The sequence below is a fragment of the Nocardioides psychrotolerans genome (assembly GCF_900113685.1).
Classification (GTDB): Bacteria; Actinomycetota; Actinomycetes; order Propionibacteriales; family Nocardioidaceae; genus Nocardioides; species Nocardioides psychrotolerans.
This window is the reverse complement of record NZ_FOQG01000010.1, coordinates 41619-66841: the sequence shown is the minus strand read 5'-3', so window position 1 is coordinate 66841 and position 25223 is coordinate 41619. Positions and strand designations below refer to the sequence as shown.

The 25223-nt window shown below is 69.9% G+C and carries 23 protein-coding genes; 8 read left to right on the top strand and 15 right to left on the bottom strand.

Annotated elements, in window-relative coordinates:
- Window position 1 precedes the first annotated feature (1 nt).
- The 5 genes from tal to pgl are packed head-to-tail and all read left to right on the top strand — an operon-like array spanning window position 2 to window position 5930.
- Window positions 2-1108 (top strand): transaldolase, encoded by a 1107-nt coding sequence (gene tal / locus BM204_RS13200; RefSeq protein WP_091114112.1) that lies wholly within the window; start codon window positions 2-4, stop codon window positions 1106-1108.
- Window positions 1105-2772, top strand: coding sequence for a phosphoglucose isomerase-related protein (locus tag BM204_RS13195; protein ID WP_091114111.1), 1668 nt, complete (start codon window positions 1105-1107; stop codon window positions 2770-2772). The genes tal and BM204_RS13195 overlap by 4 nt, the downstream gene beginning before the upstream one ends.
- On the top strand, window positions 2769-4304 hold the full coding sequence (gene zwf / locus BM204_RS13190) for a glucose-6-phosphate dehydrogenase (protein ID WP_091114108.1): 1536 nt from the start codon (window positions 2769-2771) through the stop codon (window positions 4302-4304). Before BM204_RS13195 ends, zwf begins: the two co-directional genes overlap by 4 nt.
- A 1-nt stretch (window position 4305) precedes the next feature.
- Window positions 4306-5211 (top strand): glucose-6-phosphate dehydrogenase assembly protein OpcA, encoded by a 906-nt coding sequence (locus BM204_RS13185; protein WP_091114106.1) that lies wholly within the window; start codon window positions 4306-4308, stop codon window positions 5209-5211.
- A complete protein-coding gene (pgl, locus tag BM204_RS13180; RefSeq protein ID WP_091114103.1) occupies window positions 5208-5930 on the top strand; it encodes a 6-phosphogluconolactonase in 723 nt (240 codons plus the stop codon). Before BM204_RS13185 ends, pgl begins: the two co-directional genes overlap by 4 nt.
- A gap of 79 nt (window positions 5931-6009) precedes the next feature.
- Here the strand turns inward: pgl and BM204_RS13175 are convergent, their stop codons facing one another.
- The 12 genes from BM204_RS13175 to uvrA all read right to left on the bottom strand — a co-directional run bounded on the left by BM204_RS13175 (window position 6010) and on the right by uvrA (window position 18834).
- Window positions 6010-6369, bottom strand: coding sequence for an RNA polymerase-binding protein RbpA (locus tag BM204_RS13175; RefSeq protein WP_091114101.1), 360 nt, complete (start codon window positions 6367-6369; stop codon window positions 6010-6012).
- A 16-nt stretch (window positions 6370-6385) separates the two neighbouring features.
- A complete protein-coding gene (gene secG / locus BM204_RS13170; protein ID WP_091114099.1) occupies window positions 6386-6622 on the bottom strand; it encodes a preprotein translocase subunit SecG in 237 nt (78 codons plus the stop codon).
- A gap of 31 nt (window positions 6623-6653) precedes the next feature.
- Window positions 6654-7451 (bottom strand): triose-phosphate isomerase, encoded by a 798-nt coding sequence (tpiA, locus tag BM204_RS13165; protein WP_091114096.1) that lies wholly within the window; start codon window positions 7449-7451, stop codon window positions 6654-6656.
- A 5-nt stretch (window positions 7452-7456) separates the two neighbouring features.
- A complete protein-coding gene (locus BM204_RS13160) occupies window positions 7457-8668 on the bottom strand; it encodes a phosphoglycerate kinase (RefSeq protein ID WP_091114095.1) in 1212 nt (403 codons plus the stop codon).
- A 2-nt stretch (window positions 8669-8670) separates the two neighbouring features.
- Window positions 8671-9666, bottom strand: coding sequence for a type I glyceraldehyde-3-phosphate dehydrogenase (gene gap / locus BM204_RS13155; RefSeq protein WP_091114092.1), 996 nt, complete (start codon window positions 9664-9666; stop codon window positions 8671-8673).
- A 150-nt stretch (window positions 9667-9816) separates the two neighbouring features.
- On the bottom strand, window positions 9817-10803 hold the full coding sequence (gene whiA, locus BM204_RS13150) for a DNA-binding protein WhiA (protein WP_091114089.1): 987 nt from the start codon (window positions 10801-10803) through the stop codon (window positions 9817-9819).
- 48 nt (window positions 10804-10851) lie between these two features.
- Window positions 10852-11820 (bottom strand): gluconeogenesis factor YvcK family protein, encoded by a 969-nt coding sequence (locus BM204_RS13145; protein WP_091114318.1) that lies wholly within the window; start codon window positions 11818-11820, stop codon window positions 10852-10854.
- A gap of 5 nt (window positions 11821-11825) precedes the next feature.
- Window positions 11826-12707: an RNase adapter RapZ gene (rapZ, locus tag BM204_RS13140; RefSeq protein WP_174813009.1), complete on the bottom strand. Its 882-nt coding sequence runs from the start codon at window positions 12705-12707 to the stop codon at window positions 11826-11828.
- On the bottom strand, window positions 12704-14698 hold the full coding sequence (gene uvrC / locus BM204_RS13135) for an excinuclease ABC subunit UvrC (RefSeq protein WP_091114087.1): 1995 nt from the start codon (window positions 14696-14698) through the stop codon (window positions 12704-12706). Before uvrC ends, rapZ begins: the two co-directional genes overlap by 4 nt.
- Window positions 14699-14769: 71 nt before the next feature.
- Window positions 14770-15189 (bottom strand): Rieske (2Fe-2S) protein, encoded by a 420-nt coding sequence (locus BM204_RS13130; protein WP_091114085.1) that lies wholly within the window; start codon window positions 15187-15189, stop codon window positions 14770-14772.
- Window positions 15190-15221: 32 nt separating this feature from the next.
- Complete coding sequence (locus tag BM204_RS13125) at window positions 15222-15701, bottom strand: Rieske (2Fe-2S) protein (RefSeq protein WP_091114080.1); 480 nt, start codon at window positions 15699-15701, stop codon at window positions 15222-15224.
- A 100-nt stretch (window positions 15702-15801) separates the two neighbouring features.
- Window positions 15802-18834, bottom strand: coding sequence for an excinuclease ABC subunit UvrA (gene uvrA / locus BM204_RS13120; RefSeq protein WP_091114078.1), 3033 nt, complete (start codon window positions 18832-18834; stop codon window positions 15802-15804).
- Between the two features lie 184 nt (window positions 18835-19018).
- Here uvrA and BM204_RS13115 point away from each other — a divergent pair, with 184 nt between their 5' ends.
- Both BM204_RS13115 and BM204_RS13110 read left to right on the top strand, forming a co-directional pair.
- Entirely contained in the window at window positions 19019-19732 is a 714-nt protein-coding gene (locus BM204_RS13115) for a maleylpyruvate isomerase family mycothiol-dependent enzyme (RefSeq protein ID WP_091114075.1), read from the top strand.
- Window positions 19729-20409, top strand: coding sequence for an MBL fold metallo-hydrolase (locus BM204_RS13110; protein WP_246166231.1), 681 nt, complete (start codon window positions 19729-19731; stop codon window positions 20407-20409). Before BM204_RS13115 ends, BM204_RS13110 begins: the two co-directional genes overlap by 4 nt.
- Window position 20410: 1 nt before the next feature.
- On the opposite strand, the gene BM204_RS13105 is transcribed toward BM204_RS13110, so the two are convergent.
- Both BM204_RS13105 and BM204_RS13100 read right to left on the bottom strand, forming a co-directional pair.
- On the bottom strand, window positions 20411-21091 hold the full coding sequence (locus BM204_RS13105) for a hypothetical protein (protein ID WP_091114072.1): 681 nt from the start codon (window positions 21089-21091) through the stop codon (window positions 20411-20413).
- Between the two features lie 222 nt (window positions 21092-21313).
- Window positions 21314-22591 carry a phospholipase D-like domain-containing protein gene (locus BM204_RS13100; protein WP_091114070.1) on the bottom strand — a complete coding sequence of 426 codons (1278 nt, stop codon included), beginning with the start codon at window positions 22589-22591 and terminating at the stop codon, window positions 21314-21316.
- A 357-nt stretch (window positions 22592-22948) separates the two neighbouring features.
- Here BM204_RS13100 and BM204_RS13095 point away from each other — a divergent pair, with 357 nt between their 5' ends.
- Window positions 22949-24022: an IS110 family RNA-guided transposase gene (locus tag BM204_RS13095; RefSeq protein ID WP_091114314.1), complete on the top strand. Its 1074-nt coding sequence runs from the start codon at window positions 22949-22951 to the stop codon at window positions 24020-24022.
- A 754-nt stretch (window positions 24023-24776) separates the two neighbouring features.
- Here the strand turns inward: BM204_RS13095 and BM204_RS23450 are convergent.
- Window positions 24777-25217 (bottom strand): MarR family winged helix-turn-helix transcriptional regulator, encoded by a 441-nt coding sequence (locus BM204_RS23450; RefSeq protein ID WP_281290193.1) that lies wholly within the window; start codon window positions 25215-25217, stop codon window positions 24777-24779.
- Window positions 25218-25223 lie beyond the last annotated feature (6 nt).

The following is a 25223-nucleotide window of genomic DNA, read 5'->3' as shown; positions in this document are numbered from 1 at the left end:
CATGACCGATCGTTTGAAGGCCCTGGCCGACGCCGGGGTGTCCATCTGGCTGGACGACCTGTCCCGCGAGCGCATCGAGAGCGGCAACCTGGCCGAGCTGGTCCAGGAGAAGTCCGTCGTGGGGGTCACCACGAACCCGACGATCTTCGCCGGCGCGATCGCCAACGGCGAGCGCTACGACGAGCAGGTCCGGGCCCTGGTCGAGCAGGGAGAGCCCGTCGACCGGGTGGTCTTCGAGCTGACCACCGAGGACGTCCGCAACGCCTGCGACATCCTGGCGCCCGTCGCCGACGGCTCGTCCTCCGACGGGCGGGTGTCCATCGAGGTCGAGCCCGACCTCGCCAACGACACCGCCGGCACCATCGCCTCGGCCCAGGCCCTGTGGAAGGCCGTCGACCGCCGCAACGCGCTGATCAAGATCCCGGCGACGCTCGAGGGCCTGCCCGCGATCACCTCGGCGATCGCCCAGGGCATCAGCGTCAACGTCACCCTGATCTTCAGCACCGACCGCTACCGCGCGGTGATGGACGCCTACCTCACCGGGCTGGAGCAGGCTCGGGACTCCGGGCTGGAGCTGGACCGCATCCAGTCGGTCGCGTCGTTCTTCGTCTCGCGGGTCGACGGCGAGGTCGACAAGCGTCTCGAGGCCATCGGCACCGACGAGGCGCTGGGGCTGCGTGGCAAGGCAGCGCTGGCCAACGCCCGGCTCGCCTACGCCGCCTTCGACGAGGTCTGCGCCAGCGACCGCTGGCAGCAGCTCGCCGACGTGGGAGCGCACCGCCAGCGCCCGCTGTGGGCCTCGACCGGGGTCAAGAACCCGGACTACCCCGACACTCTCTACGTCACCGACCTGGTCGTGGCCGACACGGTCAACACGATGCCCGAGAAGACGATGGACGCCTTCGCCGACCACGGCGAGGTGACGGGCGACACCGTGTCCGGCCGGGGCGCCGAGGCACAAGAGGTCTTCGACCGGCTGGCTGCGGTCGGCATCGACTTCGCCGACGTGCTCCTCGTGCTCGAGACCGAGGGTGTCGACAAGTTCAAGAAGTCCTGGACCGAGCTCGTCGAGACGGTCAGCAGGCAGATGGAGGAGGCGAAGGCATGAGCGAGACGGCTTGGAACGCTGTCGACGGGGCCGGTTTCGAGCTGTTCTTCGACTATCCCGACGAGGCCGCTTTCGCCTCGACGGTGGCCGGGCTGGTCGTCGACCGGGTGGCTAGCCGCCTCGGGGCACGTGACCACACCCTCTGGGGCGCCGCGGCTGAGGACGAGGCGTCCAAGCGGCTGTCCTGGGTCTCCCTGCCGACCACGTCGCGACCGCTCGTGGCCGAGGTCACGGCGTTGCGTGCGGAGCTCGCCGCAGCCGGGCTGACCAAGGTCGTGCTCTGCGGCATGGGCGGCTCGTCGCTCGCCCCGGAGGTCATCTGCGGAGCCGCCGGGGTCGAGCTGGGCGTCCTCGACTCCTCCGACCCGGACTTCGTGCGCCAGGCGCTCGAGGACCGGCTGGGCGCCACCGTCGTCGTCGTGTCGAGCAAGTCCGGTGGGACAGTCGAGACCGACAGCCAGCGTCGGGCCTTCGAGAAGGCGTTCACCGACGCCGGCATCGACCCCGCCGAGCGGATCGTGGTCGTGACCGACCCCGGCTCCCCGCTCGAGGAGTCCGCCCGCGGAGCCGGCTACCGGGTGTTCCTCGCCGACCCGGCCGTCGGTGGCCGCTACTCCGCGCTCACGGCCTTCGGCCTGGTGCCCAGCGGCCTGGCCGGCGCCGACATCGGCGCCCTGCTCGACGAGGCCGAGGCGATCCGCCCCGTGCTCGAGAGCGACTCTGTCGACAACCCGGGCCTGCGGCTGGGCAGCCTGCTCGGCATCGCCAACCTGGCCGGGGTCGACAAGCTGGTGCTCGCCAACGCCGGTGCGCCCTTCGCCGGCTTCGGCGACTGGGCCGAACAGCTGATCGCTGAGTCGACCGGCAAGGACGGCCGCGGCATCCTGCCCGTGGTCGTCGACGCCCTTGGGTCCCCCAACTTCTCCACCAGCACCAGCACCAGCGACGAGGTCCTCGCGCTCTTCGGCACGGCCGGCGGCTCGAGCGGGAAGGTCTTCTCGTCCCTGCATCCCGCCTCCGGCTTCGGCCTGAGCGTCGATGCGGCCCTCGGGGCGCAGATGCTGCTGTGGGAGCACGCGACCGTCGTCGCCGGACGGGTCATCGGGATCAACCCCTTCGACCAGCCCGACGTCGAGAGCGCCAAGGCAGCCTCGCGCGAGCTCCTGGACGGCGGTGGCAGCGCCCCGACACCGGTCTTCGTCGACGGCCCCGTGACGGTCTACGCCTCCCCAGGGTGGCTCCCGGAGGGCACCAGCACGGTCGCCGACGCGGTCACGGCGCTGCTCTTGCAGCTGGACGACGCGACCGGCTACGTCGCGGTCCAGGCCTACCTCGACCGGCACCGCGACGCCGCCCTGGCCGGCGCACGTGACGCGCTGGCCGTCCGCACAGGTCGGCCCGTCACCTTCGGGTGGGGACCGCGGTTCCTGCACTCGACGGGGCAATACCACAAGGGTGGCCCCGCGACCGGTGTCTACCTCCAGGTCACCGGGCAGCCGGTGGCCGACCTGGCCGTGCCCGACCGGCCGTTCACGTTCCACGAGTTCCTCACCGCACAGGCGGTCGGCGACGGACAGGTCCTGGCCGACAAGGGCCGACCGGTCCTGCGCCTGCACGTCAACGCACCCAGCGACCTCGCCGCCGTACGAGAGGTGCTCGCGTGACCCAGAAGGACACCTGGACCAACCCGCTGCGTGACCCGCTCGACCGTCGGCTGCCGCGCATCGCCGGTCCGTGCGGCATGGTCCTCTTCGGCGTCACCGGCGACCTGTCGCGCAAGAAGGTCATGCCCGCGATCTACGACCTGGCGAACCGCGGGCTGCTGCCGCCGGGCTTCAGCCTCACCGGCTTCGCGCGTCGTGACTGGGCCGACCAGGACTTCGCACAGATCGTGCACGACTCGGTCAAGCAGTATGCGCGCACCGAGTTCCGCGAGGAGGTGTGGAAGCAGCTGGCCGAGGGCTTCCGCTTCGTCTCCGGCGACTTCGATGACGACAACGCCTTCGAGCAGCTCCGCATGACGATCGAGGAGCTCGACCGCACCCGTGGCACGGAGGGCAACCACGCGTTCTACCTCGCGATCCCGCCGACCTTCTTCGGCGCCGTCGCGGGGCAGCTCAAGGAGCACGGGCTCGTCGACCCCCACACCGACTCCTGGCGGCGCGTCGTGGTGGAGAAGCCGTTCGGCCACGACCTCGAGTCAGCCATCGAGCTCAACGAGACGCTGGCCAAGGTCTTCGAGTCCGGGTCGATCTTCCGCATCGACCACTACCTCGGCAAGGAGACGGTGCAGAACATCCTGGCGACCCGCTTCGCCAACATGATGTTCGAGCCGTTGTGGAACAACAACTACGTCGACCACGTGCAGATCACGATGGCCGAGGACGGCGGGATCGGTGGCCGCGCGGGCTACTACGACGGCATCGGCGCCGCTCGGGACGTCATCCAGAACCACCTGCTCCAGCTGATGTCGCTGGTGGCCATGGAGGAGCCCACGTCCTTCGACGCGGAGGCCCTGCGCATCGAGAAGCAGAAGGTGCTCTCCAGCGTGCGACTGCCGCGTCGCCTCGACCTGACGACGGCCCGCGGGCAGTACGCCGCCGGGTGGGCCGGCGGCGAGAAGGTCCCCGGCTTCCTCGAGGAGGAGGGCATCAAGCACACCTCGATGACCGAGACCTTCGCCGCGATCACCCTCCACGTCGACAACCGACGCTGGGCCGGGGTCCCGTTCTACCTGCGCACCGGCAAGCGTCTCGGGCGTCGTGTCACCGAGGTGGCGGTCGTCTTCAAGCGGGCACCGCACCTGCCGTTCGAGGCCTCGGCGGTCGAGGAGCTCACCCAGAACGCGCTGGTGATCCGGATCCAGCCCGACGAGGGGATGACGCTGCGCTTCGGCTCCAAGGTGCCCGGCACCGCGATGGAGATCCGCGACGTCAACATGGACTTCGCCTACGGCGGCTCCTTCACCGAGGACAGCCCCGAGGCCTACGAGCGGCTGATCCTCGACGTGCTGCTCGGCGACCCGCCGCTCTTCCCGCGCCACGAGGAGGTCGAGCTGTCCTGGCGGATCCTGGACCCGATCCTCGAGGCCTGGGCACGCAAGGGCACGCCGGAGGCCTACTACTCCGGCACGTGGGGCCCGGCCTCGGCCGACAAGATGCTGGCCCGCGACGGACGCGTCTGGAGGAGGCCCTGACATGAAGGAGCTCATCGACACCACGTCGGCCAAGATCGCGACGGAGTTCGTGCGCGCCCGCAAGCGCGCCGGGAGCCCCGCGATGGGCATGGTCATGACGCTGATGATCGTCGTGGACGAGGACGAGTCGGAGGCCGCGATGGAGTCGGCCCAGGCCGCCTCGCACGAGCACCCCGCCCGGGTGCTCGGCGTCATCCTCGGCGACGCCCGCGGGTCCAGCCAGGTCAACGCCCAGGTCGGCACCGGCGACGGTTGGACCGGGGAGACCGCGCTGATCCGGCTCAAGGGCGAGGTCGTCAGGCACGCCGCCTCGGTGGTGCTCCCGCTGCTGCTCCCCGACTCCCCCGTGGCCGTCTGGTGGCCGACGTCGGCTCCCGAGGACCCGGCCGGCGACCTGCTCGGGTCGCTCGCCCAGCGACGCATCACCGACTCGGCCTCGGCCACCAAGGGCCGCTCGAAGGCCCTCGGCGTCCAGTGCTCGTCGTACGTCAAGGGCAACACGGACCTCGCCTGGACCCGGCTCACGCCGTGGCGCGCACTGCTGGCAGCGGCGCTCGACCAACACCATCTGAAGGTCACGTCGGCCTCCGTCACGGCCGAGCGGATCAGCCCCAGCGCCGACCTTCTGGCCGCCTGGCTGACCGATCGTCTCAAGGTCACGGTCACGCGGTCGGTCTCGCAGGGGCCGGGCATCACCGAGGTCGTTCTCGAGACCGCCGAAGGACCGATCCGCATCAGCCGCACCGACGGCAAGCTCGCGACCTATGCCTCGCCCGGGAGACCGGACCGACCCATCGCCCTCAAGCGGCGCACGCTGCCGGAGCTGCTCGGCGAGGAGCTGCGCCGCCTCGACGAGGACGATGTCTACGCCGCCGTCACGCGCCGACTCCACAAGATGAAGTCATGATTGCCCCGCTGGTCGAGGTGCACGCCGACGCGGCCGCGCTGGCCACCAGCGTTGCCGGCGAGCTGCTCGTGCGTCTCGCGGACGCCCAGGAGGCCGGTCGCGACCCCCAGATCGTGCTCACGGGCGGCACCATCGCGGACGCGCTGCACCACGAGCTCGCCCGGCTCAGCCCGGGCTCTGAGGTCGACTGGACCCGCGTGGTCGTCTGGTGGGGCGACGAGCGCTTCGTGGCGGCCGACTCCCCCGACCGCAACGCGGGTCAGGCCCGGCGCGCGTTCCTCGACGCGGTGGGGGCGACCCAGGTGCACGAGATGCCCTCGACCGACGACGGGGCGGACGTCGAGGCCGCCGCATCGGCCTTCGCGGACGTGATCCACCAGCACGGCAGCGACGAGTTCGAGGTCGTCATGCTCGGCCTCGGCCCCGACGGTCACGTGGCGTCGCTGTTCCCGGGGTTCCCCCAGCTCGAGGTCGACGACCGGGTCGCGGTCGGTGTCACCGGCTCCCCCAAGCCCCCGCCCGAGCGGATCAGCCTCACCTTCGGCGCGCTCAACCGCTCACGTGCCCTGTGGGTGATCGCCAGCGGTGACGGCAAGGCCGAGGCCGTGGCCGCGGCCCTCGACGTCGAGGGCACCGTGCACGACACCCCCGCCCGAGGTGCCCACGGGCGCCACGAGACGACGTACTTCCTCGACCGCGAAGCGGCCTCGCACCTCTGACATCGCCGAGTCGGCGCGATGTCGCACCGCGAGGATGCGACATTGCGCCGACTCGGCAGTGCAGTCAGGTAAGGCTGCCTCAGAAGATGATGTCGCCGGACTTGCGGCGCGAGCGCAGCAGCTGGACGGCCTCGTCGAGGATGTCGGCCGCCTCCTTGTCGGAGCGACGCTCCTTCACGTAGGCGAGGTGGGTCTTGTAGGGCTCCACCTTGGTCGCCGGCGGAGCGTTCTCCGAGTCACGACCAGCGGGCAGGCCGCACTTGGGACAGTCCCAGGAGTCGGGCGCGACGGCCTCGACCGAGAAGGTCACGACCGAGCTGTGTCCCCGGGAGCAGAAGTAACTCACCGGCTGACGGGGCGCGGCTTCACCCCGCTCCGCCTCGCCCATCGGTCCGGCGCCTACTCGGCTGCCGCGAATGGCACTTCCTCCACCAGCCACGTGTGTTGCCTCTCTTTCAGCTCTGGTAGGCGAGCAACAGGCCCAGCGCGATCACGCAGGCGAACCAGATGACGCCAATGCCGACCGTGAACCGGTCGAGGTTGCGCTCGGCGACGGACGAACCGCCCAACGAGCTGCTGACGCCACCACCGAACATGTCCGAGAGTCCGCCACCACGCCCCTTGTGAAGCAGCACGAGGCCGATCAGGAGGAGGCTCGTGGCGATGAGCAGAGCAGTGAAGATCGTTGTCACAGAAGGGGATCCTACGTCAGGGTGTGATGGATCAGATGACCGGCATGTCGTAGAAGCGACAGACGCCGCCGAACTCAGCGACCTGCAGGCTCGCGCCCCCCACCAGCGCACCGTCCACGTCGTCCTTGGCCATGATCCCCGCGACGTTGTTGGCCTTCACCGACCCGCCGTAGAGGATCCGCAGGCCGTCGGCCGCGGCGTCGCCGTGGACCTCGCGCACGCGCGCGCGGATGGCGGCGCAGACCTCCTGGGCGTCCTCGGGTGTGGCGACCTCACCCGTGCCGATGGCCCAGACGGGCTCGTAGGCCACGACCAGACCGACGACCTGCTCGGCGGTGAAACCGGCGAGCGAGCCGTCGAGCTGGGCGAGGGTGTGGGCGACGTGCTCGCCGGCCTGACGGACCGAGAGGCCCTCACCGACACACACGATCGGGACCATGTCGGCGGCGTGGGCCTTGTGGGCCTTGGCGTTGACGACCTCGTCGGTCTCGGCGTGCAGCTCGCGCCGCTCCGAGTGACCGACCACGACGTAGGAGCAGCCGAGCTTGGCCAGCATGCCGGCCGAGATCTCGCCGGTGAACGCCCCGGAGTCCTGGGTGGAGACGTCCTGGGCGCCGTACTTGACGGAGAGCCGGTCGCCGTCGACGAGGGTCTGGACCGAGCGCAGGTCGGTGAACGGCGGCACGACGACCACCTCGACCTTGCCGTAGTCGTGGCGCTTGTCGGACAACGTCCAGGCGAGCTTCTGGACGAGCACCACCGCTTCTTGGTGGTTGAGGTTCATCTTCCAGTTGCCCGCCATCAGCGGCGTGCGGGTGGCTTTGGCCATGGTCGTCAGTCCTCCAGAACCGTGATGCCGGGCAGTTCCTTGCCCTCGAGGTATTCGAGGCTGGCTCCACCACCGGTGGAGATGTGCCCGAACGTTGCTTCGTCGAAGCCCAACGTGCGTACGGCGGCGGCGGAGTCGCCACCACCCACGACCGAGAGACCGTCGATCGTGGTGAGGGCCTGCGCGACCGCGCGGGTGCCCTCGGCGAACGCGCCGACCTCGAACACGCCCATGGGACCGTTCCAGAAGACCGTGCGAGCGTCGCTGAGTGCGGCGGCGAAGGCCACCGCGGACTCGGGTCCGATGTCGAGGCCCAGGCTGTCGGCCGGGATCGCGTCGGAGCCGACCACCACCGGGTGTGGCTCGGCGTCACCGGACGGGAAGGCCGTGTCGACGACGATGTCGGTCGGCAGGAGGATCTGCACGCCGGACTCCTCGGCACGCGTGAGGTAGGACCGGCAGACGTCGAGCTGGTCCTCCTCGAGCAGGCTCTTGCCGACCTCGTGGCCCTGAGCCTTGAGGAAGGTGAAGACCATGCCGCCGCCGATGAGGAGCTTGTCGGCCTTGCCAAGGAGGTTGTCGATGACTCCGAGCTTGTCGGAGACCTTCGACCCCCCGAGCACCACGACGTAGGGGCGTTCCGGGTCGACCGTGAGGCGACGCAGGACGTCGATCTCGCGGGAGACGAGGCCGCCCATGGCGTGCGGCAGCCGCTGGGCGACGTCGTAGACGCTCGCCTGCTTGCGGTGGACCACGCCGAAGCCGTCCGAGACGAACGCATCGGCCAGAGCCGCGAGCTGGTCGGCGAAGGCGCCACGTTCGGCGGCGTCCTTGCTCGTCTCGCCCGCGTTGAAGCGGACGTTCTCGAGGACCGCGACCTGGCCGTCGGCCAGGCCGTCGACCGTCGACCTCGCCGAGTCACCGACGGTGTCGGTCGCGAAGGCAACCTCCGTGCCGAGGAGCTCGCCGAGACGGGCCGCCACGGGACGCAGCGAGTAGCGGTCCTCCGGGGCACCCTTCGGGCGACCGAGGTGGGCCGTGACCACCACCCGGGCACCGGCGTCAGCCAGCTCGCGGATGGTGGGGACGCTGGCCCGGATGCGGCCGTCGTCGGTGATCCCCATGGTCGGCGGGGTGCCGTCGAGCGGCACGTTGAGGTCCGAGCGGACCAGCACGCGCTTGCCGCGCAGGTCGCCCAGGGCGTCGATGCCGGACACGGTCAGAGGGTCTCGCCGATGTGGTTGACCAGGTCGACGAGGCGGTTGGAGTAGCCCCACTCGTTGTCGTACCAGCCGACGACCTTGACCTGGTTGCCGATGACCTTGGTCAGCGGCGCGTCGAAGATGCACGACGCCGGGTCGGTGGTGATGTCGCTGGAGACGATGGGGTCCTCGCTGTAGCGCAGGATGCGACCGTCGGCCGCCGCCTTCATCACGGCGTTGACCTCCTCGACGGTGGTCTCGCGGCCGGCCTCGAAGGTCAGGTCGGTGACGGAGCCCGTGGGGACGGGCACGCGGAGGGCATAGCCGTCGAGCTTGCCCTTGAGCTCGGGCATCACCAGCGAGATCGCCTTGGCGGCACCCGTGGACGTGGGGACGATGTTGAGCGCGGCGGCGCGGGCGCGGCGCATGTCCTTGTGCGGACCGTCGAGCAGGTTCTGGTCACCGGTGTAGGCGTGGATGGTGGTCATCAGGCCCTTGACGATGCCGAACTCGTCGCTGAGAACCTTGGCCATGGGGGCGAGGCAGTTGGTCGTGCAGGAGGCGTTGGAGATGATCGTGTGCGTGGCGGGGTCGTAGTCGCCCTCGTTGACGCCCATCACGATCGTGACGTCCTCGTTCTTGGCGGGCGCCGAGATGATGACCTTCTTGGCGCCACCGTCGATGTGGGCCTTCGCCTTCGTCGCGTCGGTGAAGAAGCCGGTCGCCTCGATGACGACGTCGGCACCCAGGTCGCCCCAGGGCAGGGCGCCCGGGTCGCGCTCGGCGAACACCTTGAAGGTGTGGCCGGCGGCCGTGATCTCGGTGTCGGTCGCGGTCACGTCCCCGTCGAGACGACCCAGGATCGAGTCGTACTTCAGTAGGGTGGCGAGGGTCTGGTTGTCGGTCAGGTCGTTGACGGCGACGATCTCGATGTCGGCGCCCGAGGCGACGACGGCCCGGAAGAAGTTGCGGCCGATCCGGCCGAATCCGTTGATACCTACGCGAACGGTCACTGCGAATGCTCCTAGCGGTGCGCTGGTGGGGCGGCCCTCGAGGTCTCATCAGGCCGCGTCAGTGCGACCCTATCGCCTGGAGACGGGCTGGAGCCGTCGCGTCCCGACCTACGCACGGGTAACGGACCTCGGTCACACGACGAGGGGACCTCAGACCTCGTCGGCGAGCATCTCGGGGGTCAGGGACGCCTCGGTGTCGGGGATGCCGAGCTCCTCGGCGCGCTTGTCGGCCATCGCCAGCAGACGCCGGATCCGACCCGCGATCGCGTCCTTGGTCAGCACCGGCTCGTGCAGCTGGCCGAGCTCCTCCAAGGAGGCCTGCTTGTGCTCGAGGCGGAGCGTGCCGGCGAGCTGGAGGTGGTCAGGGATCTCCTCGCCCAGGATCTCCAGGGCCCGCTCCACCCGGGCACCGGCGGCGACGGCCGCACGAGCCGACCGGCGCAGGTTGGCGTCGTCGAAGTTGGCGAGCCGGTTGGCCGTCGCACGGACCTCGCGGCGCATGCGCCTTTCCTCCCAGGCCATCAGGGACTCATGGGCGCCCAGGCGAGTGAGCAGCTGACCGATCGCATCGCCGTCACGGATGACCACGCGGTCGACGCCGCGGACCTCGCGGGCCTTGGCCTGGATGCCGAGGCGTCGGGCCACGCCGACGAGGGCGAGCGCCGCCTCGGGGCCGGGGCAGGTCACCTCGAGCGAGGACGAACGCCCCGGCTCGGTCAGGGAGCCGTGGGCGAGGAACGCACCGCGCCACGCGGCAACCGCGTCACAGCCGCCGCCGGAGACGACGGCAGGAGGCAGGCCGCGCACCGGGCGTCCACGCTGGTCGAGCAGGCCGGTCTGACGCGCGAGTGCCTCGCCGTCCTTGACCACCCGGACGATGTAGCGGCTGCCCTTGCGGATCCCCGCGCCCTGCACCATCACGACGTCGGAGCCGTGGCCGTAGACCTCGGCAATGTCCTTGCGCAGCCGACGGGCTGCCGCACCGGTGTCCAGCTCTGCCTCGACGACGATCTTGCCGCTCACGATGTGGAGCCCGCCCGCGAACCTCAGCATCGAGGCCACCTCCGCCTTGCGGCAGCAGGTCTTCGTGATCTGGGTGCTGGACAACTCCGCCTTGACCTGGGCCGTCATCGCCATGGCGTGATCCTTGCACGGGAGTCAACAACCGACGACCACTCCCCCGGCTCAGTCACCGCTCATGATGTGTGCATAAGCAGCCGCGAGCTTCGCGGGGTCGTGGCGGGGCGTCCCGTCGTCGGCCATGACGTCCGCGAGCACCAGCCGGGCGCCGTAGGACGCGACCGTGCGCTCCAGGGCTGCAGCTTCGTCACCGATACACCGGGCATCGGCGAGCACCACGGCCGGCGCGAGGTCCGGCGCGTGCACGATGAGGGCGGCGAGGTGGTCACCCGGGCCGAGCCCGTGCGTCTCACCGGGCTGCTCCTCGAGGTTGAGCACCACGATGAGCCGAGCGACGCTGGTGACGATCGCTTCCCTCAGGGCGGGGATCATCAGGTGCGGGATCACCGAGGTGAACCACGAGCCGGGGCCGAGCACCATCCAGTCGGCTGCGTGGATCGCCTCGAGCGCCTGGGGGCAGACCGTGGGGTCGGCAGGCTCGAGGGCGATCGAGGAGATGGAGCCGGAGGTGATGGCCACCTCCACCTGGCCGCGGACCGTGACGAGCTCGTCCGGGTCGTCGAGCAGCCCGGCCACCTCGGCGGTGATCACCATCGGGGTCAGGGCCATGGGGAGCACACGACCCTTGGCACCCAGCAGGCGCCCGATCCAGTCGAGCGCGTCGACGTGGTCGCCGAGCAGCTCCCAGAGGCTGACGATGAGGAGGTTGCCGACGACGTGCCCGCGCATCTCGCCCTCTCCGGCGAAGCGGTGCTGGAGCACCCGGGACCACGTCACGTCCCAGGTGTCGTCGCCGCAGAGCGCCGCCAACGCCATGCGCAGGTCGCCGGGGGGCAGCACCCCGAACTCACCGCGCAGGCGTCCTGAGGAGCCGCCGTTGTCGGCCACCGTGACGACTGCCGTCAGGTCGTCGACGGTGAGGTCGTCGACGAGCAGGCGCAACGCCGAGAGGGAGGCGAACAGCCCGTGGCCGCCTCCGAAGGCGACGACCGACTGAGCACGAAGGTCGCTCATCGCCGTCACTCGCGCCCGAGATCGCGGTGGGTGACCCGCACTTCCAGGCCCCGGTCGATCAGCCGTCGACCGATCTCCTCGCTCATCGCGACACTGCGGTGCCTGCCCCCTGTGCAGCCGATGGCGACGCGCATGAAGCGCTTGCCCTCACGCAGGTAGCCGGCCGAGACCCCCGCGAGCACCGGGACGTAGCCGTCGAGGAACTCCGCGGCACCGGGCTGGCTCTTGACGTAGTCGGCGACCCCGACGTCACGCCCGGTGCCGGCGCGCAGCTCAGGCACCCAGAAGGGATTGGGCAGGAAGCGCATGTCGGCGACGAAGTCGGCGTCGACGGGAATGCCGTACTTGAAGCCGAAGCTGACGATGTTGACCTTGAGGCGGGTCGAGTGCACCGTGCCGAACGCCTCGGCCACACGGTCGGTGAGCTGGTGGACGTTGAGCGCCGTGGTGTCGATCATCAGGTCGGCGTCGCTGCGCAGGTCGGCCAAAACGGCGCGCTCACGCTGCAGCCCGTCGAGGAGACGGCCGCTCGCCTGCAGCGGGTGCGGCCGGCGGGCCGCCTCCTGGCGACGGACCAGCACCTCGTCGGAGGCATCGAGGAACAGCAGCGTCGTGCGCCGACCGGTGGCTCCCTGGGCAAGGTTGGCGTGCAGGGTGTGGAAGAACGAGCCGGAGCGGACGTCGACGACGACAGCGATGCCCTGGGTGGGGCCGAGGCTGTCGTCGACCAGCTTGACGACATCCGGGAGGAGGGTCGGCGGCAGGTTGTCGACGACGTAGAAGCCGAGGTCCTCGAGCTCCTTGGCGGCCGTGCTGCGACCGGCACCGGTCATCCCGGTGACGACGACCAGCTCACCGCGGGTCGGGGGCACTGTCTCCTCGGTCATGACTCCTCGATCTCTCCGGTCGCCGTGTTGACGGAGACAGTCTTGCCGGTCGACGACGCCTGGGCGACCGCGTCCTTGATGGCGGTGGCGGTGCGCTCACCGATGCCGGGCACCATGGCGATCTCTTCGACGGTGGCCAGGCGCAGCTTCTTGAGCGAGCCGAAGTGCTTGAGCAGGGTCTTGCGGCGGACCTCGCCCAGCCCTGGCACGTCGTCGAGCATGCTCTCGACCATCGTCTTGGAACGCCGCGAACGGTGGTGGTTGATGGCGAAGCGGTGTGCCTCGTCGCGCACCCGCTGGAGGAGGTAGAGGCCCTCCGAGGAACGCGGCAGGATGACCGGGTCCTCCTGCCCGGGCAACCAGACCTCCTCCAGGCGCTTGGCGAGGCCGCAGATCGCGATGTCGTCGATGCCGAGCTCGTCGAGTGCCTGCTGGGCCGCCGCGACCTGCGGCGGCCCGCCGTCGACCACCACGAGCCCCGGGGCGTAGGCGAACTTGCGCGGGCGGCCCGTCTCCGGGTCGACCAGCATCGGACCGTTGGAGGTCGAGACCTGCTGGCTGCGCGCCTGCTCGTCGAGCAGGCGGCGGAAGCGTCGGGTGATGACCTCGTGCATGGAGGCGACGTCGTTCTGGCCGTCGACGCCCTTGATCACGAAGCGGCGGTATTCGCCCTTGCGGACCAGGCCGTCCTCGAAGACCACCATCGACGCCACGACCTCGGTGCCCTGCAGGTTGGAGACGTCGTAGCACTCGATGCGCAGCGGCACCTCCTCGAGCTCGAGCGCGAGCTGGATCTCCTCGAGCGCCCGGTTGCGGGTGGTGAGGTCGCTGGCCCGCTTGGTCTTGTGGAGGACCAGGGCCTGGCCCGCGTTGCGGGCCACCGTCTCCTGCAGCGTCTTCTTGTCACCGCGCTGTGGCACCCGGATCTGCACCCGGCTCCCCCGCAGGTCGCTCAGCAGCGCTTCGTAGGTGTCGACGTCGGGTGGCAGCGCCGGCACCAGGATCTCGCGCGGGATCGAGTCGGCCTCGCCGCCGGCGTAGAGCTGGAGCAGGAAGTCGTCGACCAGCTCGGCCGTGCCGCCCTCGCCGACGCGGTCGGCGACCCAGCCACGCTGCCCGCGGATGCGGCCACCGCGGACGTAGAAGATCTGTACGGCGACCTCGAGCGGGTCCTCCGCGAGTGCGATCACGTCGGCGTCGGCCCCGTCCCCGAGCACGACGGCCTGCTTCTCCAGCGCCTTCTCGAGCGCGCCAAGGTCGTCGCGGAGCCGGGCCGCACGCTCGTAGTCCTCGGCCTCGGAAGCGGCGTACATCGCCTTCTCGATGCGCCGCACGAAGGGCCGTGTCTGGCCGCCCATGAAGTCGCAGAAGTCGTCGACGATCGCGCGGTGCTCCTCGGGCGACACCTGGCCGACGCAGGGCGCGGAGCACTTGCCGATGTAGCCCAGGAGGCAGGGACGCCCGATCTGGGCCGAGCGCTTGAAGACGCCGTTGCTGCACGAGCGCATGGGGAAGACCCGCAGCAGCACGTCGACGGTCTCGCGGATCGCCCAGGCGTGGCTGTAGGGCCCGAAGTAGCGGGTGCCCTTGCGCTTGGCCCCCCGGCCGACCATCACCCGGGGGAACTCGTCACCGACCGTGACGGCTAACCAGGGGTAGGACTTGTCGTCGCGGTACTTGACGTTGAAGCGCGGGTCGAACTCCTTGATCCAGCTGTATTCCAGCTGGAGCGCCTCCACCTCGGTGTTGACGACCGTCCACTCCACGCTCGCCGCGGTGGTGACCATCGTGGCCGTGCGCTGGTGCAGGTTGCCGATGTCCTGGAAGTAGGACGAGAGTCGTGGGCGCAGGCTCTTGGCCTTGCCCACGTAGATCACCCGACCCTTGGCGTCGCGAAAGCGGTAGACCCCCGGCTGGGTCGGGATGGAGCCCGGCTCGGGACGGTAGGACAACGGCCCGCGGGCGGATCGGGAGGAGCGGGACGGTGGCACGGGTCAACCCTACGGAACGCCGGGGACAGCCCCCCGGTCGTGGCGTGTCAGCCACGACGACCGAGCGCCGATCAGGCAGCGAGGATCTTGTCGCCCTGCACATCGATCGCGACGACGGCGAGCGCGGAGCCGGCGGGACCGCCCTCCACCTCACCGGTCTCGGCGCTGAACGAGCTGCCGTGAAAGCTGCACTCGATCGTGCCGGACTCGACCGAGGTCACCGTGTTGCCCTCGTGGGGGCACACGGCGGTGAAGGCCTTGAACTCTCCTTCGGTGGGCTGGGTGATCACGATCTGCTGGTCGGTCAGGATCAGGCCGCCACCCACAGGGATCTCAGAAGTCGTCGCGAGCTCGGCGCCAGCGGTCGCCTCCCGGGCAGCCGGCTCCGAGCTGCCACCTCCGCAGCCGGCGAGGGCGGCCGCCACCCCGATGGCGCCGAGACCGTGGAAGACGATGCGACGAGTCGGATGGAACGCGGGACGATCGGACATCGGTGCCTCCGGGAGGGTGGGGGTCGGCTGGCTCAGGCGAGGCTGATGCTGTCGCCGTCGATCACGAGCTCCATCGGCTCGAGCGACGACGGCGCGGGTCCGGCGGTGGGCGAGCCGTCGGTGATGGAGAACTTGCTGCCGTGGCAGGGGCAGAGGATCTCGTCGGTGACCTGGGTGACCGGGCAGCCGGAGTGCGTGCAGACGAAGGAGAAGCCCTTGAACTCCCCCGCGGTCGGCTGGGTGACGACGACCTGCTGCTCCTCGAAGACCCCGCCCCCACCCACTGGGATGTCGGCGGTGGACGCGAAGCCACCCGTCGGCGCCTCGGACGTGGCGGTCGCGCTCGGTGTGTCGGGCTCGAGGGTGGCGCCGGGACTGCCGGGTGGTGGCGCCGGGTCGCTCGCGCTGCTCGGAGCGTCGTCCCCGCCGCAGCCCGCGAGCACCGGCAGGCCGACACCGAGCCCCATCGCGCCGGTCAGCGCCGTGCGGCGACTGAACCCTGATGCGCCCATCTGTGCTCCTCGAAGCGTCGGGACTGGTTGAAGAGAAGACTACTGACCAGAAGAGAGCCACCTGCGAGGTCCGCAGCTCCGGCCCGTCAGCTCCGGCCCGTCAGCTCCGGCTGGTCACCTTGCGCTTGGCCGCAGCGGCCAACTTGTCGGCCGTCTGCTTGGCCGTCTGCTTGGCTGCCGCCTTCTTCGCCGGGGCCTTCGCGGTCGCGGCCGGCCTGGCACCTCGAGGCAGGGGGGCATCGGTGGCCGGGAGGACCCGCTTGGGCTGGGCGGCCTCACGGCCCACGAGCAAGGGCGCGAGGAACTGGCCGGTGAAGCTGTCGGGATGGGCAGCCACCTGCTCGGGCGTGCCCTCTGCGACGACCATGCCCCCGCGCGAACCACCCTCGGGCCCCATGTCGACCAACCAGTCGGCGGTCTTGATGACGTCGAGGTTGTGCTCGATCACCAGCACGCTGTTGCCCTGGTCGACGAGGCGCCCCAGGACGAGCAGGAGCTTGCGGATGTCCTCGAAGTGAAGGCCGGTGGTCGGCTCGTCGAGGACGTAGACGGTGCGGCCGGTGGAGCGCTTCTGCAGCTCGGAGGAGAGCTTGACCCGCTGGGCCTCACCTCCGGAGAGCGTCGTCGCCGGCTGGCCGAGACGCACGTAGCCGAGACCGACCTCGACGAGGGTCTGCATGTGACGCGCGATCGGCGGCACGGCCGCGAAGAAGTCCAGGGCCTCCTCGATCGGCATGTCGAGGACCTCGGCGATGGTCTTGCCCTTGAAGTGGACCTCGAGGGTCTCGCGGTTGTAGCGCGCGCCGTGGCACACCTCGCACGGGACGTAGACGTCCGGCAGGAAGTTCATCTCGATCTTGATCGTGCCGTCACCGGAGCATGCCTCGCAGCGCCCGCCCTTGACGTTGAAGGAGAAGCGGCCCTGGAGGTAGCCGCGCATCTTGGCCTCGGGGGTCGAGGCGAAGAGCTTGCGCACGTGGTCGAAGACCCCGGTGTAGGTCGCCGGGTTGGACCGCGGGGTGCGACCGATCGGCGACTGGTCGACGTGGATCACCTTGTCGACGTGGTCGAGGCCGGTGATCTTCTGGTGCCGGCCCGGGATGGTGCGCGAGCGGTAGATCTGCTTGGCCAGCGACGTGTAGAGGATGTCGTTGACCAGCGTCGACTTGCCCGAGCCCGAGACACCGGTGACGGCGACGAACAGGCCGAGCGGGAACGCGACGTCGATGTCGCGCAGGTTGTGCTCGCGCGCCCCGTGGACGACGAGCTCGCGACCCTTGGTGCGGGGACGGCGGATCTCGGGCACCGGGATCTCGCGGCGCCCGGAGAGGTATTGCCCGGTCAACGAGTCGGGGTGCTCGAGCAGGCCTTGGACGCTGCCGCTGTGGACCACCTGGCCGCCGTGCTCGCCCGCACCGGGGCCGATGTCGACGACCCAGTCGGCGACCTTGATCGTGTCCTCGTCGTGCTCGACGACGATCAGGGTGTTGCCGAGGTCCTTGAGCCGGACCAGGGTCTCGATCAGGCGGTGGTTGTCGCGCTGGTGCAGGCCGATGGAGGGCTCGTCGAGCACGTAGAGGACGCCCACGAGGCCAGCGCCGATCTGGGTGGCCAGGCGGATGCGCTGAGCCTCGCCGCCCGACAGCGACCCGGAGGGCCGATCGAGCGAGAGATAGTCGAGACCGACGTCGAGCAGGAAGTTGAGCCGCTGCTGGATCTCCTTGAGGACCTGCTCACCGATCTGGCGCTCGCGCGAGGACAGCTCGAGGGTCTTGAGGAAGTCGGCGGTCTCGTTGATCGGCATCGAGCAGACGTCGGCGATGTTGCGACCACCGAGGGTGACCGCCATCGACACCGGCTTGAGCCGGCTGCCCTTGCAGGTCCCGCACGGCACCTCGCGCATGAAGCCCTCGAAGCGCTCCCGGCTGGTGTCGGACTCGGCCTCCCGGTGGCGTCGCTCGATGTAGGGACGCACGCCCTCGAACTGCGCGTAGTAGGCGCGCTCGCGGCCGTAGCGGTTGCGCGTGACGACGTGGACCTTGCCGGAGTGACCCTCCAGGAGCGCCTTCTGACCCTTGGCCGGGAGGTCCTGCCAGGGGATGTTGAGGTCGAAGCCCAGCTCGTCGCCGAGCGCGGCCATCAGCTTCAGGAAGTAGTCGGCGACGTGGGCCTGGCTCCAGGGCTGGATGGCCCCCTCACCGAGGGTGGCGGTCGGGTCGGGCACGACCAGCTCGGGGTCGACCTCCATGCGGGTGCCGAGGCCGCTGCAGACCGGACAGGCGCCGAAGGGCGAGTTGAAGGAGAACGAGCGGGGCTCGAGGTCGTCGGTGTCGATGGCGTGCTCGTTGGGGCAGGCCATCTTCTCGCTGAAACGCAGCTCGCGCCCGGGTGACGTGGCGTCGAGGTCGACGAAGTCGAAGAGCACCAGGCCGCCGGCGAGGTTGAGCGCGGTCTCGACCGAGTCGGTGAGGCGACGCTTGGAGGACTCCTTGACCGCCAGCCGGTCGACGACGACCTCGATGGTGTGCTTCTTCTGCTTGTCGAGGCTCGGCTGCTTCTGGGCGAGCTCGTCGAGGCTGTAGGTCTCACCGTTGACGCGGGCACGGCTGAAGCCCTGTGTCTGCAGCTGCTTGAACAGCTCGACGTACTCGCCCTTGCGACCGCGGATGACGGGCGCGAGGACCTGGAAACGCGCGCCCTCCTCGAGGGTCAGGATCTTGTCGACGATCTGCTGCGGCGTCTGCCGCTCGATCGGCGCACCGCACGTCGGGCAGTGCGGACGGCCGGCGCGCGCGTAGAGCAGGCGGAGGTAGTCGTAGACCTCGGTGATCGTGCCGACGGTGGAGCGTGGGTTCTTGGACGTGGACTTCTGGTCGATCGACACCGCGGGCGAGAGCCCCTCGATGAAGTCGACGTCGGGCTTGTCCATCTGCCCGAGGAACTGGCGCGCGTAGGCCGACAGCGACTCGACGTAGCGGCGCTGCCCCTCGGCGAAGATCGTGTCGAAGGCGAGCGAGGACTTGCCGGAGCCCGACAGCCCCGTGAACACGATGAGCGAGTCGCGCGGGAGGTCGAGGGAGACGTCCTTGAGGTTGTGCTCCCGGGCTCCCCGGATGATGAGCTGATCCGCCACTGCCGTCCTTCGGGCTCAAGGTCTGAGATGGTGCCGCGTTCGAACAAGTGTTCGCCACGCGAGGCGTCTGCGCAAGCCTGGCGCGCCGACGTCCCAGAGTCTCACGCGGCCCCAACCACCACGATTTCACGGGCGTGACCACTGCGTCACACCCACCCGGGTCTGCGTGGGTGAGGATGGGGGCATGGACGACTTGAAAGGTCCCGCGCTGCTCGAGCTGCTCACCGCGGCCGACCACCGCCTCGTCCGGACGGTCGACAGCCTCCCCGTCGGGGCGTACGCCGAGCCCTCCGGCCTGCCCGGATGGACACGGGGGCACGTGGTCGCCCACCTCGCCCTCAACGCCGAGGCGCTCACGGCCGTGCTGCTCGGGATCGCCCAGGGCGACGTTCCCCCGATGTATGAGTCGCAGGAGCGGCGGGACGCCGACATCGACGAGCTGGCGGCTGCTGATCCGGCAGAGCTGCGCGCTCGCCTGATGGGCTCGACCACCGGGCTGGTCGACGCGATCGGCCTGGTCCCCGACGACCGGCTCCACGTCATGGTCGAGCGCACCCGCGGCAGCGACCGGACGTTTCCTGCCCACACCGTGACGGGCATGCGGCTGCGCGAGGTGGAGATCCACCACGCCGACCTGGCAGCGGACTACACCCCCACCGACTGGCCGCTCGACGTCGCGATGTTCCTGGTGGCGTCGTTGGTGGACCGACCCGCTGAGGACGGGTCGTTCGCCGTCGCACCGACGGAGATCGGCGTCACCTGGCAGGGTGGTCCCAGCAGCGCCGGCCGCGTCGTCTCGGGCACTGCCGCCGACCTGGGGTGGTGGCTGACCGGACGCGGCAACGGACGAGGACTGACGAGCAGCGACGGCACACTGCCGAGGATGGAGGCCTGGTGAAGGACTCGAGCTACACCGGAGACGTGACGGTCGGCGGTGGTGCGCAGGTGCGCGAGCTGGCCCACCTGACGATCACGAAGGTGGCCGTCGACGAGCAGACGTCCAACAACTGCTACGTGCTGCGCTGCCGCGCCAACGGCGAGCAGGTGCTCATCGACGCGGCCGCCGAGCCGGACACCCTCCTGCCCCTCATCGGGGACGCCGGGCTGACCACGGTCGTGACCACCCACCAGCACTGGGACCACCACCGCGCGCTGGACGCGGTCGTGGCGGCGACGGGCGCCGAGGTCGTGGCCGGCGCCCCCGACGCGGTCGCGATCACGGAGCAGACCGGTGTGCCGGTCACGCGCACCGTGGGCGACGGAGACACCGTGGCCGTGGGCGCCTGCACCCTCGAGGTGATCGCGATCGCCGGGCATACGCCCGGGTCGATCGCGCTGGTCTACCGTGACCCCGAGGGCCACCCGCACCTCTTCACCGGCGACTCGCTCTTCCCGGGTGGCGTCGGCAACACCTTCGGCGACGCCGACGCCTTCGTGCAGCTGGTCGGCGAGGTGGAGACGAAGGTCTTCGCCACGCTCCCCGACGACACCTGGTTCTACCCCGGCCACGGGGGCGACTCGCTGCTCGGCACCGAGCGACCTCACGTCGCGCAGTGGCGCGAGCGCGGCTGGTAGGTCAGGCGGCGAGGTCGTCGTCGTCGAGCTCGGCCATGTGCCAGTCGCGCGGCGCGATCACCTCGGCACCGGTCACCTCCCAGGCCATCAGGTCCTCGGGGAGCACGTCCCCGGCGAGCAGCTCCTGACCGATAAGGTCCTCGAACTTCGGCCAGGCGCCGGGCTCGAAGATCGCCGGCAAGGGCGCGGTCGCGGTTGACGGAGGACGGCCGGTCAGCGTGACGGAGGGAGCACGGACGACGGTGACACCGACCGGGGTGCGCATGGCCTGGGCCGCGATCGGCAGGCCGTTGAGCGAGGCGAACAGCGCCAGCTCGCGGAGGTCGGGGACGGTGCCGTTCGCGAGGTGTACGAGGAGGTCCTGGTGGTCGAGATCGGCGGCGACGACGACCGACAGCGTGCCGGCGTCGTACTGCTGGATCCACATCAGCATCGTGAACGGCTTGATGCCACGGGCCGTTGCCTTGTCGATGACCAGGCGGGCCTCGGAGGAGGACACTCCCTCGGCGACGAGGAGACGCCCGATGTCGCCGGAGTTGACCTGCTGGGGATGACGTGACACGTGCCGCATGCGGCGGCCGAGGTCGCGGGACCGGCTGCGCCTCGACGCGGGCGCCGATGCGGCCCAGACGATGCCGACCGTGAGCGCCGCGAGGCACGTGATGGTGATGATGATGGTCATGACCCCTCCTCCCGCGATGTGATCGTCTGCCTGGGCGGGTTGCCCAGTTGGGGGGGACGATCACGACCTCGGAACTGCTGTCCTGACCCAGTGAACCTGCCCCGTGGGGCATTAGTCACGCGTTACCAAAAAGTTGCTTTTCTGCGCTAGACCAGCATTCACGGCCCCAGATTGTTACCGTTTTGTGGATCTTGTGGCCGAATGGTGGGGATAAGAGACCTCTCATGCGCCGCGCTGCCAGGCGCGCGACCACCCGTCGAGGTAGGCGCTGACCGCGTTGGCGTAGGACGCCACCAACGTGACGCCGTCGCTCCCCACGCCCAGGTCGGTCCATCCGGGACCGGCGGTGAAGGCGAGGTGGGCGCGTGCCTTGCCGGCGTATCGGCCGTCCACGACGAGGAGGTTCTGGCCCACGGCGGAGGTGCGGACACCGACTCCCCCGTCGGCGAGCACCGAGCGGATGCCCTGACGGACGTGGGGGCCAGCGACGACCACGACGTCGCACCCCTGGCGCTTCAGCGCCGCCAGCCGGGTGGCCACGCGCTGGCCACGCTCGCCCGACCAGGCCTGCACGGCCACCCGGATGTTGGTCCGTCCGTCGTCGGTGCGCAGGCCTCGTGCGTTGGTGCACCCGACAGGCTTGAGGGCCTTGAGGACCGGGTCCCGGAACGGCAGGGCAGGGACCGGGTAGAGCTGGGCTGTGTAGCCGGAGCCCATCGCGACCGTGCGCACCTTGGCGGTGTCGGTCGCGTCGAGCGACATCCGCGAGAAGACCTCGCCGTAGGTCGCGTAGACCGCGGCCGAGGAGGAACGGAAGACGTCGGTGGAGCGGCTGGTGCTGCCGGCCTCGAAGGGGGCCGAGGAGATCATGGTCAGCTCCGTGGTCCCGCCCGCGCGGCTGACCAGGACGACGTTGGCCTCCTGGCGGCCCGCGCCACCCAGGCAGCTGCCGACACAGCGACGCAGCCACGACGGCTGTGTCTGGTCGATGCCCAGAGCGCTCTCGAGCTGCTGCTCCGCGGCGGTCGGCGTGCCGGCCCCGACGACCACCTGCACGGCGGCGCCCTCGGCGTACGCCGACGTCAGTGCGCCCAGCAGGTCCGGGTCGTCGAGGCGGCTGGTCGCCATGCGCACCAGGTCACCGCTCTCGGCGTCCTGGACGGCGCGCACGGTGCGATCCAGCGTCCGGCGGCGGTCGTGGAGATCGCCGGCGGGGGCGTTGAACAGGGGACCCGTCTCGAAGAGGTCGATCGCACGGTAGGTGAACTGGATCGCCCAGTGGTCGGAGTTGAAGCCCTTGACGATGCTGGCGTCGGTCTTGACCAGGCCGCCGTTGCGCTTCACCGACATGCCGTAGTCGAGCAGCGACGTGGGGTTGAACGAGCCGGTGAGCGGCATGTCGAAGTTGACCAGGTCACCGAGGCGATCCGTGGGCAGCCCCGGGTTCTGTCGACGCCGGTCGGCCAGGTAGTTGACGTTGAGGTCACCACTGATGAACACGTGCTCGGTGTGCTTGAAGAGCCTGTAAGTGTTCGTGGTGGCTGGCCTGGGGCTGGCTGGCAGGGTTGACGGTGGTCCTCCGGATCGGGCGTGACTCGTGAAGCGCCTGACCTCTTCGGGGTGTCTTGCCTGGGATCTGTCCGTCAGGTCCGGGGGCCGGCGTCGACCCTGGCCCCACCACGATGGCTTGATGAGAAGCATGTCCAACCAGTGCCGCTGAAACGACTCTGGCTGTGACCCGTTACAGGCCTGCCTCGTAGTGACTTCACTCCCGGGCCGACGTCGGCAACGACGCCATCCCCCGGTTGAAGTGAAGGAGACATCGCAGTGCCCAGTGTGACAAACAACAGCGCCACGATCACCCCGGTGACGGTCGCGCAGTCCTATCGGTTCGTGGTCGGGGTCGACACCCACGCCGCGACCCACAGCTACGCCGTCCTCGATGCGGCTGGAGCGGTGGTCGATGAACAGGCGTTCCCAACGACGGCCGCCGGTCTCGGCCGGGCACGCGACTGGATCGCGCGGCGTACCGACGGCGACCTCGACGGTGTCTTGGTCGCTGCGGAAGGCACCGGCTCCTACGGTGCGGTGCTCGCCGAGAACCTCGCCGAGGTCGGCTACAGGGTGGTCGAGGCACCGACACCACGCCGCGAGCGGGGCCGCGGGAAGACCGACGCCATGGACGCAGTCACCGCTGCCCGCAACACCCTGACCATGCCGGTCGCTCGTCTGCGGGACCGCCGTGGCGGTCAAGATCAGGTCGCCCTCCAGGTCCTCACCACAGCGCGCGAGCAGCTCAACGCCGAGCGCCTGCGCGCCATCAACGCCCTCACCGCCTTGGTGCGCGCTCACGACCTTGGCATCGACGCACGCCGCGCGTTGGCCAGCACCCAGATCCGCCAGATCGCCAGCTGGCGTCGACGCAGCGAACCGGTGGGCCTGGCGACCGCGCGCGCCCAGGCGGTCCGGCTGGCAGGCCGTATCGTCCAGCTCGATGCGGAGCTGAAGAGCAACCGTGACCAGCTCACCGCGATCGTGGCCAAGCGTGCACCCGAGCTGTTGGCGATGCCGGGGGTCGGTGCCGTCACCGCAGCTGTCGTGCTGTGCGTGTGGTCCCACCCAGGTCGGGTGCGCAGCGAGGCTGCCCTGGCCCAGATCGCCGGCACCTGCCCCATCCCAGCGTCCTCAGGCAACACCGTGCGCCACCGGCTCAACCGCGGCGGCGACCGGCGCCTGAACTGGGCCCTGAACACCGTCGTGCTCACTCGCATGCGCACCGACCCAGCCACCCGCGACTACGTCGCCCGGCGCACCGCGGAGGGCAAAACCGGCCGAGAGATCCGACGCTGTCTCAAGCGCTACACCACCCGCCAGATCTACCGGACCCTCAACGCCGCGGCTGCTCCCGACCGACCTGCTTCGGCCGCTTGACAGCACATAGAAGCATCCCTGGATCTCCAGGCGGAGCAGCTTGAGGTGCAGGCGCAGGCGCGGGATGCGCTCCATGTTGGACAGCTGGGCGTCGCGCGAGGCACCCGAGATGACGTGGGTGTTGATGTAGCCGAACACCTTGCCTGTCGCGACCTCCCGCAGGCGCACGACGTTGATGTAGCGGCTCGGCGTCACGCCGTTCTGCGGACCGTGCACCTTGACGGTGTGACCGTCGATCAACCGGAAGCGGTCGCGGTTCCAGACGATCGGGATCGCGACACCGCCCTCGTTGGGCATGTACCAGCCCCAGTCCTGCGCCTTGCACAGGGCGATCAGCGACTCGCGGTCCTCGGCGTCCGACATCTCCTGCATGCCACCGGCGTCACCCAGGGTCAGCGCTCGCTTCATGTCCGCGAGCGCCTTGGTCTTGTTGAGGTCGTGCTTGATGTTGATCGTGAAGGTCTTGTACGTCGGCGAGGCCAGCGCCTGGGCGGCCGGGCGGAGGTCGGTGGCGGGGGTCACGGGCGTGACCGGAGCCGGAGCCGGCACCGGAGGCGGCGCGGAGGGTGCGGCGAGCAGCGTCACGGCCAGCGCGCTGGGCAGCAGGAGACCCAGGAGCGAGGACAGGAGGCGGGAAGCCGTGGGGGAAGCCACGGTGGTTCTCCTTCAGATGGGTGACGGGGAGCGGCGTCAGTTCACACCAGTCACACCAGTCACACAACCATTCCGGCCGAACTACAGCGGTGTAGTTGCCTCAGGCCCCGGGGGCGACCCTCGCCGTGAGCAGTCGCAGGGTCGTCTGGAGCGCCTCGAAGTCGGCCTCCCCGAGCCCCAACGCGTCCTTCATGTCGCAGTGGATGCGCGTGGCGTGCACCCGGAGCGCGTCCCCCGTCGCCGTCAATGAGACCTCGACGAAGCGCTCATCCTTCGCCGCACGACGACGCACCACCAGGTCGTGGCTCTCCATCCGGCGCAGGAGGGGCGTCAAGGTGCCGTGGTCGAGCATCAGCTCGTCGACCAGCTCCCGGACGGTGCAGCTGCCGCGCTCCCAGAGCACCAGCATCACCAGATATTGCGGGTAGGTCAGACCAAGCTCGTGCAGGACCGGCCGGTAGGCGTTGGTCATGGCCCGCGAGGCTGCATAGAGGTCGAAGCAGAGCTGGTCCGCGATGGGTGGGGTGTCCGAAACTGGCACGCCCCC